Origin of the sequence: Plantibacter sp. T3 (assembly GCF_902506515.1) — a bacterium.
GTDB classification, from domain to species: Bacteria; Actinomycetota; Actinomycetes; order Actinomycetales; family Microbacteriaceae; genus Plantibacter; species Plantibacter auratus.
Map to the genome: position 1 here is coordinate 1,026,015 of NZ_LR733286.1, position 16,566 is coordinate 1,042,580.

19 protein-coding genes and 1 pseudogene are annotated in these 16,566 nt (G+C 69.2%); 10 read left to right on the forward strand and 10 right to left on the reverse strand.

Annotation, left to right across the window (positions count from 1 at the left end):
• Nucleotides 1-43 precede the first annotated feature (43 nt).
• Together GV015_RS05005 and GV015_RS05010 are read left to right on the forward strand one after the other, a co-directional pair.
• Nucleotides 44-655, forward strand: coding sequence for a TetR/AcrR family transcriptional regulator C-terminal domain-containing protein (locus GV015_RS05005; RefSeq protein ID WP_159877011.1), 612 nt, complete (start codon nt 44-46; stop codon nt 653-655).
• A 106-nt stretch (nt 656-761) separates the two neighbouring features.
• Entirely contained in the window at nt 762-1,262 is a 501-nt protein-coding gene (locus GV015_RS05010) for a MarR family winged helix-turn-helix transcriptional regulator (RefSeq protein WP_079704629.1), read from the forward strand.
• A 41-nt stretch (nt 1,263-1,303) separates the two neighbouring features.
• Here GV015_RS05010 and GV015_RS05015 read toward each other — a convergent pair whose 3' ends face one another.
• Both GV015_RS05015 and GV015_RS19300 read right to left on the reverse strand, forming a co-directional pair.
• Complete coding sequence (locus tag GV015_RS05015) at nt 1,304-1,948, reverse strand: DNA/RNA non-specific endonuclease (RefSeq protein WP_371416582.1); 645 nt, start codon at nt 1,946-1,948, stop codon at nt 1,304-1,306.
• Nucleotides 1,894-2,151: pseudogene (locus GV015_RS19300) on the reverse strand (DNA/RNA non-specific endonuclease); the annotation flags it as partial. The pseudogene GV015_RS19300 and the gene GV015_RS05015, both read right to left, overlap by 55 nt.
• 235 nt (nt 2,152-2,386) lie before the next feature.
• On the opposite strand from GV015_RS19300, the gene GV015_RS05020 reads away from it, so the two are divergent.
• The 5 genes from GV015_RS05020 (at nt 2,387) to GV015_RS05040 (ending at nt 7,148) form a co-directional block, all read left to right on the forward strand.
• Complete coding sequence (locus tag GV015_RS05020; RefSeq protein WP_159877013.1) at nt 2,387-3,688, forward strand: extracellular solute-binding protein; 1,302 nt, start codon at nt 2,387-2,389, stop codon at nt 3,686-3,688.
• Between the two features lie 89 nt (nt 3,689-3,777).
• Complete coding sequence (locus tag GV015_RS05025; RefSeq protein ID WP_138946001.1) at nt 3,778-4,842, forward strand: carbohydrate ABC transporter permease; 1,065 nt, start codon at nt 3,778-3,780, stop codon at nt 4,840-4,842.
• Nucleotides 4,839-5,738: a carbohydrate ABC transporter permease gene (locus GV015_RS05030; RefSeq protein WP_159877015.1), complete on the forward strand. Its 900-nt coding sequence runs from the start codon at nt 4,839-4,841 to the stop codon at nt 5,736-5,738. The genes GV015_RS05025 and GV015_RS05030 overlap by 4 nt, the downstream gene beginning before the upstream one ends.
• A gap of 94 nt (nt 5,739-5,832) precedes the next feature.
• Nucleotides 5,833-6,807, forward strand: a complete 975-nt coding sequence (locus tag GV015_RS05035) for a LacI family DNA-binding transcriptional regulator (RefSeq protein ID WP_236555331.1) — start codon at nt 5,833-5,835, stop codon at nt 6,805-6,807.
• A gap of 98 nt (nt 6,808-6,905) precedes the next feature.
• Nucleotides 6,906-7,148: a hypothetical protein gene (locus GV015_RS05040; RefSeq protein ID WP_159877018.1), complete on the forward strand. Its 243-nt coding sequence runs from the start codon at nt 6,906-6,908 to the stop codon at nt 7,146-7,148.
• Nucleotides 7,149-7,170: 22 nt separating this feature from the next.
• Here GV015_RS05040 and GV015_RS05045 read toward each other — a convergent pair whose 3' ends face one another.
• From GV015_RS05045 to GV015_RS05055, 3 genes are all read right to left on the reverse strand, one after another.
• Nucleotides 7,171-8,175 carry a zinc-binding dehydrogenase gene (locus GV015_RS05045; RefSeq protein WP_159877020.1) on the reverse strand — a complete coding sequence of 335 codons (1,005 nt, stop codon included), beginning with the start codon at nt 8,173-8,175 and terminating at the stop codon, nt 7,171-7,173.
• Between the two features lie 243 nt (nt 8,176-8,418).
• On the reverse strand, nt 8,419-9,891 hold the full coding sequence (locus GV015_RS05050; RefSeq protein WP_159877022.1) for a serine hydrolase: 1,473 nt from the start codon (nt 9,889-9,891) through the stop codon (nt 8,419-8,421).
• A 43-nt stretch (nt 9,892-9,934) separates the two neighbouring features.
• Nucleotides 9,935-10,219 carry a MerR family transcriptional regulator gene (locus GV015_RS05055; protein ID WP_159877024.1) on the reverse strand — a complete coding sequence of 95 codons (285 nt, stop codon included), beginning with the start codon at nt 10,217-10,219 and terminating at the stop codon, nt 9,935-9,937.
• 160 nt (nt 10,220-10,379) lie between these two features.
• Between GV015_RS05055 and GV015_RS05060 the strand changes: the two genes are divergently transcribed.
• On the forward strand, nt 10,380-10,805 hold the full coding sequence (locus tag GV015_RS05060; protein WP_159877026.1) for an Hsp20/alpha crystallin family protein: 426 nt from the start codon (nt 10,380-10,382) through the stop codon (nt 10,803-10,805).
• Nucleotides 10,806-10,961: 156 nt separating this feature from the next.
• Nucleotides 10,962-11,288 carry a hypothetical protein gene (locus GV015_RS05065; protein WP_159877028.1) on the forward strand — a complete coding sequence of 109 codons (327 nt, stop codon included), beginning with the start codon at nt 10,962-10,964 and terminating at the stop codon, nt 11,286-11,288.
• A 12-nt stretch (nt 11,289-11,300) separates the two neighbouring features.
• On the opposite strand, the gene GV015_RS05070 is transcribed toward GV015_RS05065, so the two are convergent.
• From GV015_RS05070 to GV015_RS05085, 4 genes are read right to left on the reverse strand one after another with little or no spacing between them, the layout of a single operon-like run.
• Nucleotides 11,301-12,260 (reverse strand): hypothetical protein, encoded by a 960-nt coding sequence (locus GV015_RS05070; protein WP_159877030.1) that lies wholly within the window; start codon nt 12,258-12,260, stop codon nt 11,301-11,303.
• 20 nt (nt 12,261-12,280) lie between these two features.
• Nucleotides 12,281-13,036: an enhanced serine sensitivity protein SseB C-terminal domain-containing protein gene (locus GV015_RS05075; protein WP_159877032.1), complete on the reverse strand. Its 756-nt coding sequence runs from the start codon at nt 13,034-13,036 to the stop codon at nt 12,281-12,283.
• 40 nt (nt 13,037-13,076) lie between these two features.
• Entirely contained in the window at nt 13,077-13,769 is a 693-nt protein-coding gene (locus GV015_RS05080; protein WP_236555332.1) for a cation diffusion facilitator family transporter, read from the reverse strand.
• The gene (locus GV015_RS05085) at nt 13,766-14,101 is read right to left on the reverse strand and encodes a helix-turn-helix transcriptional regulator (RefSeq protein ID WP_085511700.1); all 336 of its coding nucleotides are present in this window, start codon (nt 14,099-14,101) and stop codon (nt 13,766-13,768) included. Before GV015_RS05085 ends, GV015_RS05080 begins: the two co-directional genes overlap by 4 nt.
• 212 nt (nt 14,102-14,313) lie before the next feature.
• Here GV015_RS05085 and GV015_RS05090 point away from each other — a divergent pair, with 212 nt between their 5' ends.
• A complete protein-coding gene (locus tag GV015_RS05090; protein WP_159877034.1) occupies nt 14,314-14,877 on the forward strand; it encodes a manganese efflux pump MntP family protein in 564 nt (187 codons plus the stop codon).
• A 7-nt stretch (nt 14,878-14,884) separates the two neighbouring features.
• On the opposite strand, the gene GV015_RS05095 is transcribed toward GV015_RS05090, so the two are convergent.
• Nucleotides 14,885-16,327, reverse strand: coding sequence for a sugar porter family MFS transporter (locus tag GV015_RS05095; protein WP_159877036.1), 1,443 nt, complete (start codon nt 16,325-16,327; stop codon nt 14,885-14,887).
• Nucleotides 16,328-16,566: the final 239 nt, after the last annotated feature.

Genomic DNA, 16,566 nt, shown 5'->3' on the forward strand with positions numbered 1-16,566 from the left:
CTGAACGGTGTTCACCTGAACAGCGTTCACTATAGTGGTGCTCATGTCCGGTCCCGAAACAGTGCGTCGCCATCGGCGCGACGATGTGGCTCAGGTGGCCCTCCGCATCCTCGACGATCACGGCCTGGCCGACCTCACGATGCGCCGCCTCGCCGCGTCGCTCGACGTCCAGCCGAGCGCGCTGTACTGGCACTTCGAGAACAAGCAGACCCTCATCGCCGAGCTCGCCGACCGGATCGTCGATGCGCACCCGGCACCGGGTGACGCGGTGTCCGAGGCCGGTTCCGACTGGCGCGAGCGGACGCGCGTGGAGGCGGAGGCGCTGCGCGACGCTCTCCTCGCCTATCGCGACGGCGCCGAGGTGGTGTCGAGCACCTACGCGCTCGGGCTCGGTTCCGGGCGGGCGCTCACCCGGCTGACGGACGCGGTGTCGGTGGCCGGGTTCGACGAGGCGACGAGTCGACGTGCGGGCACGGTGCTGCTCCACTTCATCCTCGGGCACGTGTCGCACGAGCAGCAACGGATGCAGTACGACAGCGTCGGCGTGCTGGCTGACGCTGCGACGGATCCGCTCGGCCAGGAGGACCAGGCACAGGCGTTCGCCTTCGGGGTCGGTCTCCTCGTCGACGGCCTGGCGGCGCTCTCCGTCCGCTGACGGCTCGTCGTGCGCGATAGCACAGGGTGGATGGAACCGCCCACCGTCTGGATCGGCGGCGGCCCACGGTAGCGTTGGTGCAGGCAGGACGCGAGGGAGGCAGGCGATGGCGAAGGGTGATGACGACGACGTCGACATCGTCATCGACGCCTGGGCGAACGCGTTGCCCGACGTGGACTTCGCACCGCTCGACGTGGTGTCCCGCCTCCGCCGGCTCGTGCCGCACCTGCAGGAGGTCCGACGCCTGTCGTTCGCCGCGAGCAACCTGCGGCCGTGGGAGTTCGAGTTCCTCTCCATCCTCCGCCAGCACGGAGCGGACGGGCTGACGCCGTCCATACTCGCCACCCGACTGGGCATCACGAGCGGCAACCTCGCGAGCCAGCTCGATCGTCTGGCCGCTCGCTCGCTCGTCGCCCGGCAGAAGAACGAGGCCGACGGCCGGAGCAAGATCGTCGTCCTGACAACCCTCGGTCAGCAGCGGGTCGACGAGGCGATGCGGCGGCTGGTGGACGACGAGAACGCGATGCTCGCCGGGCTCAGCCATGAGCAGGTGGCCGTGCTCATCGAGAGCCTCCGGGTCATCGGCGCGGCCCTCGAGCGTCGGTAGGGGTCGAGGAGCCGAACTACAGGCCCAGGACCGGACCTGCCTCAGAACCGCAGGTCGGACGGGTCGCTCAGCTCGATCCAGGTGTCGGTGTCCGGGCGCACTGTCGCGGGAGCCGGCTCGAGGACGTCGGCGGAGGCGAGGGCACCGAAGTCGAGACCGGTGAGGTTCGCGAGGTCGAGGATCGGCAGCTGGAAGGTCCGGAACGGGCCGAGTGAGGGCACGGCGGCGGCCTCGTGCGTGTCGTCGATCGCACTGGACCGGTCGAGGTCGAGGTCGTCGAGCTGCGCCGACTGGTCGAGGAGGTAGCCGCTCGCCGCGAGCGCTCCGTCGTTCGACCACGCCGCCACCTTCCAGAACCGCCGCGGGATCTGCACGCCTCGGTAGAGCGGGTCCGTGTCGGCGAACACCGGCCCGGTGAAGACCGACAGCCGCCGGCGCCCGGCCGAGGCGTACTCGAGGACGAGATCCTCCAGGCCGTTCCAGAGCTCGAGTGACTGGTTGAAGTCCGCAGCCTGCGGGGCGGCGTTCGTGTAGCAGAAGGTGTCGACGTTGGCCTGCCGGGCGATCTCGACGGGCCCCAGACCGGGTCCCTCCGCCGCACGAGGTGGCCGCGGTCGAGGTCGTTGCGGGCGTAGAGCTCCGGGCCGGCCTGCTCCTCGACCGGGACGCGGTCGTCGAGGTGCCAGTCGTCGCCGCGCCCGAGGTCGAGGAGGGCTGCGCCGTCGATGTCGACCCCGGTCGCGGCTGCCAGGCGGCGGTCGGGGTCGAGGAGCACGGTGAAGTGCGTGTAGTCGAGACGGCGGAGGCGCGACAGTTCGGCGGGATCGGTGGGTGCCGGGAGCTGCAGCTGGTCGGCGAGGTCGAGGAAGCCTGAATCGAAGCCGGTCATGGCAATGAGTCGATCATGAATCCGATCGAATCGGAACGGGGGACCCGCCCGATGGCCACGACGTCACCGACCGTTCACGATCATGCACCCGTTCCGCAACAAATGAGAGCGCTCTCTTGACCTCGTCCAACCCAGCGCTTAGTGTGTCCTGCATGCCCGTGGGAACGTTCCCACGGCGTCGCGCCGCGGATCCCGGATGGGTGGCCGGCCGACACCGAAGCGCACACACAAAGGAGTGACTGTGAACAGCAAACGCCGCGGCATCACCGCCGCATCCATCGCGGGGGCATCGATCCTCGCCGTCCTGGCCTCGGGGTGCAGTTCCCCCGTCGGCAGTGGCGGAGACGAGAAGATCACCCTCTCGGTCACCACGTTCGGCACCATGGGCGTCGACGCCAACTACGAGCAGTACATGGAGGAGCACCCCAACATCACCATCGAGGCCACCAACCTGGAGGGTGGTGGAGCAGCGCGCGACGACGCCTACGCCAAGATCGCCGCCGGAACCGGCCTCAGCGACGTCGTGGCCATCGAGGAGGGCTGGCTCGGAACCATCTCCGAGGTCAGCGACTCCTTCGTCGACCTTCGCGACTACGGCATCGAGGACGTCAAGGACACCTGGCTGGACTGGAAGTACGAGCAGGGCACGGACGCCGACGGGCGCGTGATCGGCGCCGGTCTCGACATCGGACCGCAGGGCATCTGCTACCGCGGTGACCTGTTCGCGGCAGCCGGTCTGCCGAGCGAGCGCAGCGAGGTCGCTGCGTACTTCGGCGGCGAGGACGCGACCTGGGACCGTTTCTTCGAGGTCGGTGAGGAGTACGTCGGTGCCACCGGGAAGGCGTTCTATCACAGCCCCCGGTTCTTCTGGAACTCCTTCGTGAACCAGCAGGAGGAGGGCTACTACAAGGCCGACGGCGAGACCCTGAACATCGAGGGCAACGACGTGCTGAAGGCGCAGTTCGCGAAGATCGTCGAGGCGGAACAGGCCGGGCTCGGTGCCGGTCTTCCGGGCTGGGACGTCGGCCCGGAGGCCAAGGAGGGCAAGTTCGCGACCTACATGTGCCCGAGCTGGATGCTCGGCATCGTGCAGGGCTATTACGACGAGGGCACGACCGACAGCGGTTGGGACTTCGCCGACGTGATGCCCGGCGGCGCTGCCAACTGGGGCGGTGCGTTCCTCGGCGTCGCCGAGAATTCCGAGCACAAGGAGGAGGCGGCCGAGCTCGCCCTCTGGCTCGCATCCCCTGAGGCGCAGGCCGCATCGTTCGAACTCGCCGGTCCGTTCCCGAGCACGCTCGACGGCCAGGAGCTCGTGAAGGACTCCACCAACCCGTTCTTCAACGACGCGCCGGTGGGCGAGATCTTCGCCGCGCGGTCGGAGGGGGTCGTGGCGCAGGTGAAGGGTCCTGAGGACTCCAACATCCAGGACAACGTGTTCGGTCCGATCCTCGACCGGGTGAGCCAGGGCGAGATCACCGATGGTGACACCGCCTGGAACGAGGCGCTCAAGCTGCTCGACCAGCTCGTCGGCTGACCTCCTCTCCGACGCAGCTCGCCGGGGCGTCCGTTCGCACGCGGACGCCCCGGCACCCCTCCCGCTCCCTCTCCCGGATTGGCAGAGACATGACCAGCACCGCAACCGTCCGCCGGCCACCTGCCGCGTTGACGTTCAGACAGAAGCTGAACCGCTTCGACTACCGCGCCTCGCCGTACCTGTACATCGCGCCGTTCTTCATCCTCTTCGCCCTCATCGGCATCTTCCCGATCGTCTACACCTTCAACGTGTCGCTGTACGAGTGGCATCTGTTGAAGGGCCAGGGCGACTTCGTCGGACTCGACAACTACGTCTCCGTCCTCTCGGACCCGTTCTTCTGGAACGCGTTCGGCAACACCATCAGCATCTTCCTGCTCTCGGCGGTGCCGCAGCTCGTCATCGCGACGCTGATCGCCGCCCTCCTCGACCAGACGCTCCGCGGACGCACGTTCTGGCGGATGAGCATCCTGCTGCCGTACATCGTGGCGCCGGTCGCCGTCGCGGTCATCTTCCTGCAGATCTTCAACCAGTACCACGGACCGGTCGCCGGCCTCCTCGAACTCTTCGGGCTCGACCCGATCCGGTGGGCGTTCGACGTCTTCCCCTCGCACGTCGCCATCGCGAGCATGGTGAACTGGCGGTGGACCGGCTACAACGCCCTCATCCTCCTCGCTGCGATGCAGGCGATCCCACGGGACGTCTACGAGTCCGCCGCGCTGGACGGCGCGAACAAGCTCCGACGGTTCTGGTCGATCACGATCCCGATGATCCGCCCGACGCTCATCTTCGTCGTCATCACCTCGACGATCGGCGGGCTGCAGATCTTCACGGAACCGAAGCTGTTCGATCCCCGGAGCAACGGCGGATCCGACCGGCAGTTCCAGACGATCGTCCTGTATCTGTACGAGCTCGCCTTCCCGAGGCGGGACTTCGGTCGAGCATCCGCCACCGCCTGGATCCTGTTCCTCGTGATCATCCTCGCGGGCCTGATCAACTTCGCCATCACCAGGGCCATCCGGACGAACGACGCACGTCCGGTGCGGATCCCGAAGGTGCGCGACACCCTCATCACGACGCGGTCCGTCAGCACCAGCCCGGCCCGCTCGCGTTCGACGACCACGAGCACCACCGACCAGCGAGGCGGACGAGCATGAGCACCCTGATGGAACGCACGCGGACCGAACCGACCGCGACCACGGAGGCCCCGCGGTACCGCAAGGGCAAGGACCACGAGCGGCCGGGCATCCTCACCTACGCCATCCTCATCGGGTTCTTCGCCATCTCGGCGTTCCCGTTGTGGTGGTCGTTCGTCATCTCGAGTCGGCAGTCCTCCGACACGAACCTCGTGCCGCCCGCCGTCCTCCCCGGCCCGAACTTCCTCGGCAACGCGGCGAAGGTGTTCGAGACCGCCCCGTTCCTGCAGGCGCTCGCGAACAGCGTCATCATCTCGGGCGCGATCACGGTCTCGGTGGTGTTCTTCTCGACCCTCGCCGGCTACTCCTTCGCGAAGCTGAAGTTCCGGGCCAGCAACGGGCTGCTCCTCGCGGTGATCGCCACGATGGCGATCCCCACCCAACTCGGCATCATCCCGTTGTTCATGCTCATGGCCGAGTGGGAGTGGGTTGGGACGCTCCAGGCGGTGATCCTGCCGGGGCTCGTGACCGCGTTCGGTGTGTTCTTCATGCGCCAGTACCTCGTCGACGTCATCCCCGACGAGCTCATCGAGGCCGCGCGCGTCGACGGCGCGTCGATGTGGGGCACCTTCTGGCATGTCGCGCTGCCGGCCGCCCGGCCGGCGATGGCCGTCCTCGCGCTCTTCACCTTCATGGCCGCGTGGACCGACTTCCTCTGGCCACTCCTCGTCCTCGGTCCGCGGAACCCGAGTGTGCAGACGGCGCTCGCGGCCCTGAGTGCGAGCGGCGGGCAGACCCCGGACCACTCGCTCGTGCTCGCCGGCGCGGTGCTCTCGGTGATCCCGCTGCTGATCCTCTTCGTCCTCGCCGGGAAGCAGCTCGTGGCGGGCATCATGCAGGGCGCGGTCAAGGGATGACGCCTGCGCCGCATACAGTGTCTTCACACCGGCACGACTGAGGAGACACACCATCGACACCGAGACGGACTCCACCGTCCCCACGCTCATCGCGGTGGCAGCGCTCGCGGGCGTCTCCAAGTCCACCGCCTCCCGCGTCATCAACGGGTCCTCCCAGGTGACACCGGAGGCGGTCGCGTCGGTGACCGCCGCCGTCGAGCAGTTGCACTACGTCCCGAACCGCGCGGCACGCAGCCTCGTGCGTCGGCGTGCGCAGACGATCGCGATGGTCATCCCGCAACGCACCGCCGAGTTCTTCGCCGACCCCTACTTCGCCGAGGTCATCCAGGGTGCTGCGATGTACGCGTCGTCGACCGACTACACGCTGACCCTGCTCATCGAATCCGACGTCGACCCGGACAAGACCCGTCGGTTCCTCACCGGCGGCAACGTGGACGGCGCGCTCGTCCTCTCGCATCACACGAGCATGCAGGCGTACGCGAAGCTGTCGACGTCCCTCCCGGTCGTGTTCGGGGTGCGGGCGCTCGAGGAGACGACGCCACCTGGACATGTCGTCGACGTCGACAACGTGGAGGCGGGCGCCCTGGCGACCCGGCGTCTGGTGGAGGCCGGTCGGTCCCGCATCGCCACGATCACCGGCCCGCTCGACACCGCGGCCGGTATCGACCGCCGTGCCGGGTGGCGGCGCGCCCTCCTCGAGGCGGGACTCAAGCCGGGACCCGAGGAGGAGGGTGACTTCACGCCAACGAGCGGCGCGCGCGCGATGGAACGGCTCCTCGCGGACGGCCGGCAGGTCGATGCAGTGTTCGCGGCGTCGGCGCAGATGGCGACCGGAGCGCTCGGGGTGCTTCGAGACCGGGGGATCCCGGTGCCGGCGCAGATCGCCATGACCGCGGTCGACAACAACGTGTTCGCCGTGGACGCCTACCCGGCGTTGACGACCGTGGACCTGCACACGGCGGACAAGGGTGCGCTGCTCGTCGAGACCCTGCACCGCCTCATCGCAGGAGAGGAAGTGCCGGAGATGACCACGATCCCGATCGACCTCGTGGAGCGCTCCTCGGTCTGATCCCCGCCAGGGCTCGTAGGCGGGAGTCGCCGCACCTGACTGCACTTACTAGAATTTCACACCTTTATTTCAGTTGGTTGTTTGATATATTACTTTTCATGACCACGATCTACGAAACCACGCGCCGCACCGAAGATTCGCGCATGCTCGCAGCTCTCGTGTCCGCCACGTTCCTGCTCGACGCGCTGATCGTGTTCGGCATCGGCTTCATCCCCGGCGTCTCGCCGCTCGAAGGCGGACCCACGGCGATGACCGCAGCGGTGCTGACCGCCGTCCTCTTCGCCGTTCAGCTCGTGATCGTCGTCGTGATGGCACGTGCCGCCCGGGCCTCCATCGCCTGAGGGCATCGCTTCGGCGAGGTGCTCAGAGATGGATCTGCGTCTTCGGTCCGCCGGAGCTCGCGCGGGGGAGTCCCTCGGCGAGGACCCGCGGCACCTCGTCCAGGGTGATGACGGTGCCGATGAGTCGGCGGATCCGGTCACCCATGAGCGCAAACCGTCGTGCCGCCTCGTCGATCTCGGCCGAGCCGCCGAGCACCGCGTGGACGGCGGCATCGAGGGCGATGAGTCTGCCCGACGGGAGTCCGACGTCACCGTCGGGGACCCCGAGCAGCGCGATGCGGACGCCGACGGTGGCGTTGTCGAGCAGCCGACGCGTGACCTCGGCTGAGCCGGTCGCTTCGATGATCACGTCGAAGCGCTCGTCGCCGAGCGTCGCGGGGTCGCGGGTCTCGAGGCCGAACCCCGTGGCGAAGTCCCGGTCGGATTCGCGGCGCGCGGCGACGGCCACCTCGGCGCCGGCGTCCGCGGCGAACAGGGCGGCGAACATGCCGAGGGTCCCGGCGCCCCAGACGAGCACGCGGTCGCCCGGGCCGGTCTCGGTGAGTCGGATGCCGCGAAGCGAGCACGACGCCGGCTCGACCATCGCGCCCAGGTCCGCATCGACACCGGGTGGGAGGCGGTGTACGGCCCGCTCGGGGAGCACGAGGAGTTCCGCGAGTGCGCCGTCCAGCTGGCCGAGGACGCCGAGTTCGAGGTGGTCGGGGCAGCGGTGGTGGTGTCCGGCGGCGCAGCGAGCGCATGCGCCGCACCCGATGAACGTGTCGCCGGTGACGAGGTCGCCCGGCCCCACACGGCTGACGCCGTCGCCCACGGTGACCACTCGGCCGGCCCACTCGTGGCCGGGCTGGAGCGGCAGGGTCGTCCGTCCGTCGGCGAGGTACGGCATGGTGCCGCGGAAGAGTGCCACGTCGGTGCCGCAGAGTCCGGCGCGCTCGATCCGGATGAGGACCTCACCCGGTCCAGGCGGTGGATCCGGTCGCTCGAGGACGGTGGCCTCGTTCGGTGCGGTGATGCGTACGGCTCGCATGCGGTCTCCTCGTCGTGACGGCGCTGGTCAGAGCGTAGTGGGAGGCGCGTCCGGGTTGCAGTGCAACAGTCCCCGTCGACCCGCATGCGGAAGGACGAGGTGTCCTCGTGGGCACTTCGACAGGCTCAGTGACCGGGAGAGGTCTGCTCAGTGACCGGGGGAGGTCTGCTCAGTGACCGGGGGAGGTCTGTCCAGAACAACTCCGGTCCCTGAGCTTGTCGACGGGCGTGAGCGCGCGTCAGCTCACCAGGACGACTTGCCTCCGCCTGCGATGACCGCGCTGGGCCGCTGCACCTCGGCGAGACGGGAGGTCCGGAGCGGCGTCGTCTCCCACCAGGCGTCGAAGGTGCCGGACGCCGGGTCGATCTCGAGGTGCATGCGGTGGGGTGTCTCGATGAAGATCGCGTCGACGCGGAGGACCCGCGCTCCGTCCTCGCCGCCCGTGCCCCAGGCGGCACTCGCCGTGATCGGTCCATGCGTCCGCCACGCGCCGACACCGGGGACGAGCTCCACCCGGTCGTCGCCCTCGTGCACGACCAGCACGGTGTCGTCACCCTCGCCCGCCGTCACCTCGAGCGCCGTCAGCTGCGCCAGGCCGGTGCCGGCGGCGGCCGCGAACGTCCGTCCGACGAGTTCGCGCAGTGACGAAGCCGCGCCGGTCTCGTCCGACACGTCGAGCGGCGGCAGGGCGAGCCCCGCCAGGCGTTCGAGCAACGCCTGATCGGCGGTTGTGCTCGCACCGCGCTCCGCGTCGGAGGCCTCGCCGGTGCTGAACGCCGGCAGCAGGTGCTCCCACGCGGCGTTCAGCACGGCCTGCATGTCGAGACTCTGCCCGGTGATCGCCAGGACCACGTCGTGCTCCGGCAGGACGACGCAGTACTGGCCGTAGGCGCCGTCGCCGCGGAACCCGTGACGGGCCATCCAGAACTGGAACCCGTACCCCTGCGCCCAGTCCGACTCAGGGTCGTCGCCGTTCGCGATGTGGGATCGTGTCGCCTCGGCGACCCAAGCGGCCGGCAGCAGCTGCCGATCATCCCAGGCGCCGCCCTGCAGATAGAGCTGACCGAGTGCGGCGATCGCCTCCGTCGTCGCGTGCAGGCCGCTGTACCCGAGCTCGAAGCCCTCGTCGTCCTGCTGCCAGTCGAACTCGCCGATACCCAGTGGCTCGAGCAACCGCGGTCGCAGGTAGTCGGTGAGCGTCCCGCCTGTGACGCGCTGGACGATCGCCGCGGCCGTGTACGTGCAGGGCTGGTTGTACGCGAAGACGGTTCCCGGGTCCTCGTCGGGCGGGAGGAGCAGGAAGCCGCGGACGAGGTTCGTCGGGTCGATCGCAGCGGCCCGCATGATCGTCTCCTCGCGGTGGCCGCTCGCCATCGCGAGCACGTGTCGCACGCGCATGGCGCGGCTGCGGGGGTCGGTGATCTCGGTGTCGAGCTCCGGGAAGTGGCTGATGATCGTGTCGTCGAGTCCGAGCAGGCCCTCCTCGACGGCGAGGCCGACGGCGGTCGAGGTGAAGCTCTTGCTCAGCGAGTACAGCAGGTGCACCCGATCAGCCGAGTACGGCGCCCACCAGCCCTCGGCGACGACGTTCCCGCCGCGCAGGAGCATCAGGCTGTGCGGTTCGACGTTCGGCGTGTGCTCGAGGGCCGTGATGAACGCCTCGATCCCGGCGGCGTCGACGTGCTGGGCGGACGGAGTGCTTCGCTGCAGGCTCATCCCTCCATGCTGCCACCTGCCGGCGGTGGGATCGACCCGACGCTCAGTCCTGGTCGGTGTCGAGCTGGTCTCGGAGTCCCTGGTTGATGTCCTCGAGATCGAGCACGCGAGCGATGCCGGCGAGGTTGACGCCGTCGTCGCGGAGGTCAGTGACGCGCTTGAGTCGCTTGATGTCGTCCTCGCTGTAGCGACGGGTGCCGCCCTCGGTCCGGGACGGGGTGAGGAGGCCTTTGCTCTCGAAGAGCCGCAGGGACGCCTCCGGGACGCCGGCGAGCTGGGCTGCGACGGCGATGCCGTACACGGGTGTCGCGCCGTCACGATCGGCCATGCTTGAGGTTTCCTTTGAACGGGTTGCAATGGATCAGGTTTCGGATGTATAAAAAATCTACACCACGAAGTGCAGATCCGAACCACCGGGTCTGTGACTTCCGGGCACTGACAATCGATGAGCCCGATCCGTCATCGGGCGACAGGGAAGGAGAACACCCATGGCAATGACCCTCGATCCCATCAGCCAGCTCGACCGCTTCGCGGCCTCCGTACTGGACTCCGTGCGCGCACCCCGGCCCATGCCGGTGGACCTCTTCCGTGACGGCGACCGGTACATGATGGTCGCCGACCTCCCCGGCATCGACCCCGGATCCATCGACGTCGACGTCGACGGAGGTCAGCTGACCATCCGTGCCCAGCGCACGGCCGACAGCCGCGAGGGTGTCCGCTGGCTCGCACGCGAGCGCGGTGGCGGCCACTTCCTGCGGCAGTTCACCCTCGGCGAGGGAGTCGACCTCGACGGCATCACCGCGTCCTACGACAGCGGTGTGCTCTCCGTGATCATCCCGGTGAGCGAGCGTGCGAAGCCGCGGAAGATCACCGTCGACTCCACGACCGACCACCCGCAGCCGATCAACGCCTGAGCCGGGATCAACGCCTGAGCCGGGATCGACCCTGAGCCGGGATCGACACTGAGCCGGGATCGACACCCGTCCGGATCGAACGAACCGAACGCCCCGCCCACGATCCGTGGGTGGGGCGTTCGCCCGTGTGCGACCGGCGGTCGGCATACTGGGGGCATGTCCCGCGTCCAACGGATCCTCGTAGCGTCAGCCCTGCTCGTGATGGCCGCACTCGGCCTGTTGGTCGCGGCGACGCAGACCACGATGATCTGGTACCAGGCGCCGGGTGCCGACGGCATCGCGACGGAACAGGTCGCGGTGTTCGAGCCGGCGGTGGTCGGCACTGTGGTCGCCGCGGTGGCGGTGCTGGCGCTCCTGGCGCACCTGGTCCTCGTGATCCGACGCGCGGTGCCTCGGATGCAGTGGGTCGTCGCCATCGCGCTGACCGCCGTGACCGTGATCGCCGCGGTCCTCGTGTCCATCGCGGACCGGCCGGTGTTCTAGCGCACGTCGAGCTCAGCCGAGCAGCTCGGCCAGCAGGGCCCGAGTCGTCTCCTCGCTCGCCCCGGGGGCCTGCAGACGCACCCAGTCGTCCCCACGTCGAGCGTGCGACGAGTGCTCGCTCCCGGCCGCATCCACGGCGCCGACCGGACTGTCCTCGCGAAGCACCCACGCGCCTCCGGGGAGCACCGTGAACCGGACGAGCTCGCGGGAGTCCGCGGACAGCAGTCGGCAGTCGAGCCCGCCGATCCGCTGGAGCGAGTCCTGCACGAGGTGGTAGCTCGGTGTCGCGGTGCTCACGTAGCTCGCGCCGGTGGCGGCTGTGCCGAGGTGTGCCGCCGCGGTGTCCACCGGCAGCGCCGTGGCGCAGGAGCGCGAGGTGGGCGCCGACGACGGGGGTGCGGCGGGCGCCGGAACCGGGGCTGCCGCGAGCGCTGCGCGAGCCAGTTCCTCTGTGCGCGTCCCTGCCGGATCGTCGACCCCCGTCGCATCGACCTCGATGAACCGCTCGCCGTCGAGGGCGTGGACGGAGCAGGCGCCGTCCGAGCACATCGTCCCGTTGATCTCGCCGACGCTCGCGCTCCAGTCGGTGTGCTCGTACCAGTGGTTGAAGGTGGCCCAGTGGTCGACGCCGTCTCCGACGATTCGGACGGTCAATGAGGTGTCGGCCGCTTCGTCGGCCCAGGCGCAGACGGTCCCGCCGTCCTGCAGGACCGGGGCGTCGTCGACGGTGAGCGGTTGCGGCGCGGCTGCGGCGCCCAGGAAGGATGCGACCTCCGCGTCCGGGACGAGCGCGTCGCAGGCGAGCCCCGGGAAGGCGGACGTCGGCGGGGGCGGGAGAGCCGCTGATGCATTCGGTGCGGATCCGGTCGGAGTCCCGGTGGGCACCCCCGACAGTGGCGCGCTACACGCTGTGAGGACGCCCAGCAGCGCGGCGATCGTGAGGACGCGTGCGCCACGTGCGATCGCGGGCACCGTTCGACTCAGCCCACTGCTCATCGTCGCCGGAACAGCCCTCGCTTGCGGCGATGGAACGGCGGGACACTGGTCAGGAGATGCTTCGCGCCAGGCGCCACGTACATGACGTCGATCGGCACGCTCGCCGAGTACGTCGCGAGGGCGCGTGCGAGCGGACCGCTGATCGTCTCACGGGCGGTCGGGGCGCCGACGATGACGAGGAGGTAGCACTCGTCGAACGTGCCGCCCTCCTGCGGGGTGACCTTCCAGCCCAGCACCGCTTCGTCGACCTCGCCGTACTCGGCGAGGACCGCGGTCAGCGTCTCGGTCATCCCTGGCGGGATGCGAGCCGGCTGTCCCACCATGACCTCGGTCTCGCGCTCGACGACGCGTGGTGTGAGCACCGCCTCGCCGTCGAGCAGCTGGGCGACTTCGCCCGGGAGGAACTCCTTGCCGTGCGTGGAATGCGGGTTCAGGACCAGCCTCGCGCCTCGGGTCATCTGCCACAGGACGCGGCAAGGGAGGGCGAGGAGGTGCTGTTCGAACGACGGGACGACCTGGAGGGTCTCCTGGAAGCGCGCCTTCGAGGTGTAGAACGGCTGCACCGAGCTGCCGTCCGAGTCGAGGAGGTCCGCCAGGGTCGCCATGCCGTCGTCGGTCACGGTCCCCGCCACGATCACGGTGCTCTCGAGGAGCGCCGTCAGGAACGCGGGGGCGTTCGAGCGGTCGTCCGCGGCTGCGGCGAGGAGGGCTTCGATGTCGGGAGCGTCGGGTGCGTCGTCGGCGGCAGGCATGCCAGCAGCGTATCCCGGCCGTGTGGGAAGGTGCGCGTGCTCAGCAGCAGTCGCAGGTGTCCGCGTTCTCCGAGGTGAGCGATGAGACCGGCCGCTTGCACGCGTCTCCACGCCAGGCTTCGACGCCCTCACGGACCGCGAAGCCGGCGATGACGAGGGCGGCGACGCCGTCCGCCCAGGCCCAGCCGAGGGTGCTGTTGAGGACCAGCCCGATGAGGACCGCGGCCGACAGGTAGGAGCAGATGAGCGTCTGCTTCGAGTCGGCGACGGCGGAGGCGGAGCCGAGTTCCTTGCCGGTCCGGCGCTCGAACAGCGAGAACGCCGGCATGATCACGACGCTGACCGCCGCGAGGACGATGCCGACGGTCGAGTGCTGGACCTCGGCGAACCCGAGCAGCGAGCGGGCGGCGTCGACGCTCACGAACGCGGCGAGGCCGAAGAACGACAGGGCGATCACCCGGAGGGCGACCCGCTCCCGACGATGGGGATCGGGGCTCGAGAACTGCCAGGCGACCGCGGCGGCGGACAGGACCTCGACGATCGAGTCGAGACCGAAGCCGACGAGGGCTGCCGATGAGGCGACGGTCCCGGCCGACAGGGCGATGACGGCCTCGACGACGTTGTAGGCGATGGTCGCCGCGACGATCCAGCGGATCCGGCGCTGCAGCGTCGCGCGTCTGGCGGGGCTCAGCTGGGCGCGGAGACGGGGGCTCGGCAGGCCGACGGTGCTCACGCGCAGGTGCAGCTCTCACCCGAGCAGCAGGCGGGATCGACGACCAGGACGAGCCGGAGGAGGTCGTCGAGCGCCGGCGCCAGGTGGCTGTCCGCCAGGCGGTACCAGGTGTTGCGTCCTTCCTTGACGCCTTCGACGAGGCCGCAGCCGCGGAGACAGGCGAGCTGGTTCGACATGACCTGTCGGGAGACGCCGAGTGCGTCCGCGAGGTCGGAGGGGAAGGCCGGTGCCTCGCGGAGGGTCAGGAGGATGCGTGCCCGGGTCTCGTCGGACAGGGCGTGCCCCAGCCTCGCGAGTGCGGCGGTGTGCGTCAGGGTCGCGGTCGGTGTCATGGTGTCGGTCACGCGAACGACAGTACACGAAACGCTGTATCGAGCAAGCCTCGCGGTCGCCCGAACAGCCGCGTTAGGCGAGGCGAAACGCTGGCAATCGGGCGTCTCGGCTTGCCGCCGCCGCACCGCGCTGGCAACGTTGACGGGTCCTCGCGGCATGGCGCCCGAACGCATCTCCGCGTCCAGGACGCATCACAGGAAGACCTCGCGACATGACGTTCTGGCCGCTGCTCCTCATCGCGCTCGGTGTCTCCGCCGACGCCTTCGCCGTCGCCCTCACCAAGGGCCTGCACATGCGGCGGTTCAACGTGCGCCACGCGCTCGTGATCGCCGGCACCTTCGGCCTGTTCCAAGCGGTCATGCCGCTCGTCGGCTGGTTCCTCGGCACGCAGTTCGCGCGGTACATCACCGAGGTCGACCACTGGGTCGCCTTCGGCCTGCTCGCCCTCGTGGGCGGCAAGATGCTCTGGGAGGCGTTCTCGAGCCACGAGGACACCGAGGTCGACTCCGACCGCATCGACGTCTGGCGACTCCTCATCCTCGCGCTCGCCACGAGCATCGACGCGCTCGCCATCGGCATCACGCTCGCGTTCCTGCCCGGTTCGATCCTCGAAGCCGTCGTCCTCATCGGACTGACGACGTTCGTGCTCGCCTTCCTGGGCGTCTTCATCGGCCGTCGCGTCGGTCAGCGCTTCGGTAAGCCGGCGGAGATCGCCGGTGGAGTCATCCTGATCCTCATCGGTGTCAAGATCCTCATCGACCACCTCACCGGCTAGTCGGAGGTCACCGCTTCCGGGTGAAGATCGCGCCGGTCGACGCGTCCTCACCGAGCGCCTCGAGGCTCCGCCCACGCGTCTCGGGTACCTGGGTGGCGACGAAGAGGAGCGCGAGTGCGCCGACACCCGCGAACAGGAAGAAGGTCCCGGTGATGCCGAGGCCGTCGACCAGGGACGGGAAGTACAGCGCCAGGAACCCGTTTGCGACCCAGAGCATGAAGATCGAGACACCCATGCCGAGGCCGCGCATCTGGAGCGGGAAGACCTCGGCGAGGTACACCCAGACCGCCACGTTGAGGAACGTCTGCATGGAGCCGACGAACACGACCACGAGGAACAGGATGACCCAGGGACGCATCGGGTCGCCCGGCTCGAGCACCATCGAGGAGAAGCCGATGAGTAGATGGCACGCGGTCGTGAGCGAGAAGCCGATGACGAACGTCTTCCGTCGGTCGAGTCGGTCCATGTAGGTGAGGGCGATGAAGCCGCCGACGACGGCGATGACACCGGGCGCGATGTTGGCGATGAGTGCGGCGCTCTCGTCGAAGCCCGACTCCACGAGCACGGTCTGCCCGTAATACATGATCGAGTTGATCCCCGTGAGCTGCTGGGCGATCCCGACGCCGACACCGACGAGCAGGATGCGCACGAGCCACGGGTTGCGGAGGACGGCCCCGAGCCCGATCCGGTGTTGGTCGCGCTGCGCGGTGATGGACGCCTCCACCTCCGCGAGTTCGGCGATGGCGCGGTCGTCGGAGCGGACGGTCCGCAGGACGTCCAGGGCGTCCTCGCGGCGACCGTGGTCGACGAGCCACCGCGGTGACTCGGGCATCCGCAGCATGCCGACGAACAGCGCGACCGCCGGGAGGGCGCAGACGGCGAACATGATGCGCCAGACGCTCGTGTGCTCGCTGAACACGGTGCCGATGACCGCGTTGATCACGAAGGCCGACAACTGTCCGAGGACGATCGCGACCTCGTTCCGGCCGGTGATCGACCCACGGATCTCGTACGGGGCGAGCTCCGCCAGGTAGACCGGGACGACGGCGGAGGCACCGCCGACGGCGAGACCGAGAAGGATGCGACCGGCGACGAGGAGCTCGACGTTCGGTGAGCAGACGACGACCAGCGTGCCGACGAAGAAGAGGACGGCCAGCACGATGATGCTCCGACGTCGGCCCCAGGCGTCCGACACCCGCCCGCCGAGCAGCGCACCGACGGCGGCCGCGAAGACGAGTGAACTCGTCACGACACCCTCGGTGAGCGGGGTGAGGCCGAGCTCCGCGGTCATCGGTCGCAGTGCGCCGTTGATGACGCCGGTGTCGTACCCGAAGAGCAGGCCGCCGAAACAGGCGACGATGGAGATCAGGCCGAGGTGGCGGCGGTGCGGCCCGGGCGTGAGGGCCGGCAGCGTGCTCGCCGACTGTCGGGCTGTGGGGGATCCGGCCATCGTGCTTCCTCGTCTGCTGGGTCCCGGTGCCGAGCGGCGACGTGGACACGACGACAGTACCGGCTCCGCGCGGTTGCGGGGCGGGCCGTGGCCTCGCCCCGCAACCACACCGACGCCAGGCTGAGGGAGCTGCATCGGTACAGACGGTTCGGGTCTCGTCTACCCGGACGAGGGTACGGTCGAGAGCGATCCGCCGTTCGCGCTTGAGGATGTCCGTCGGCTGTCGTATCCTCTGCGCT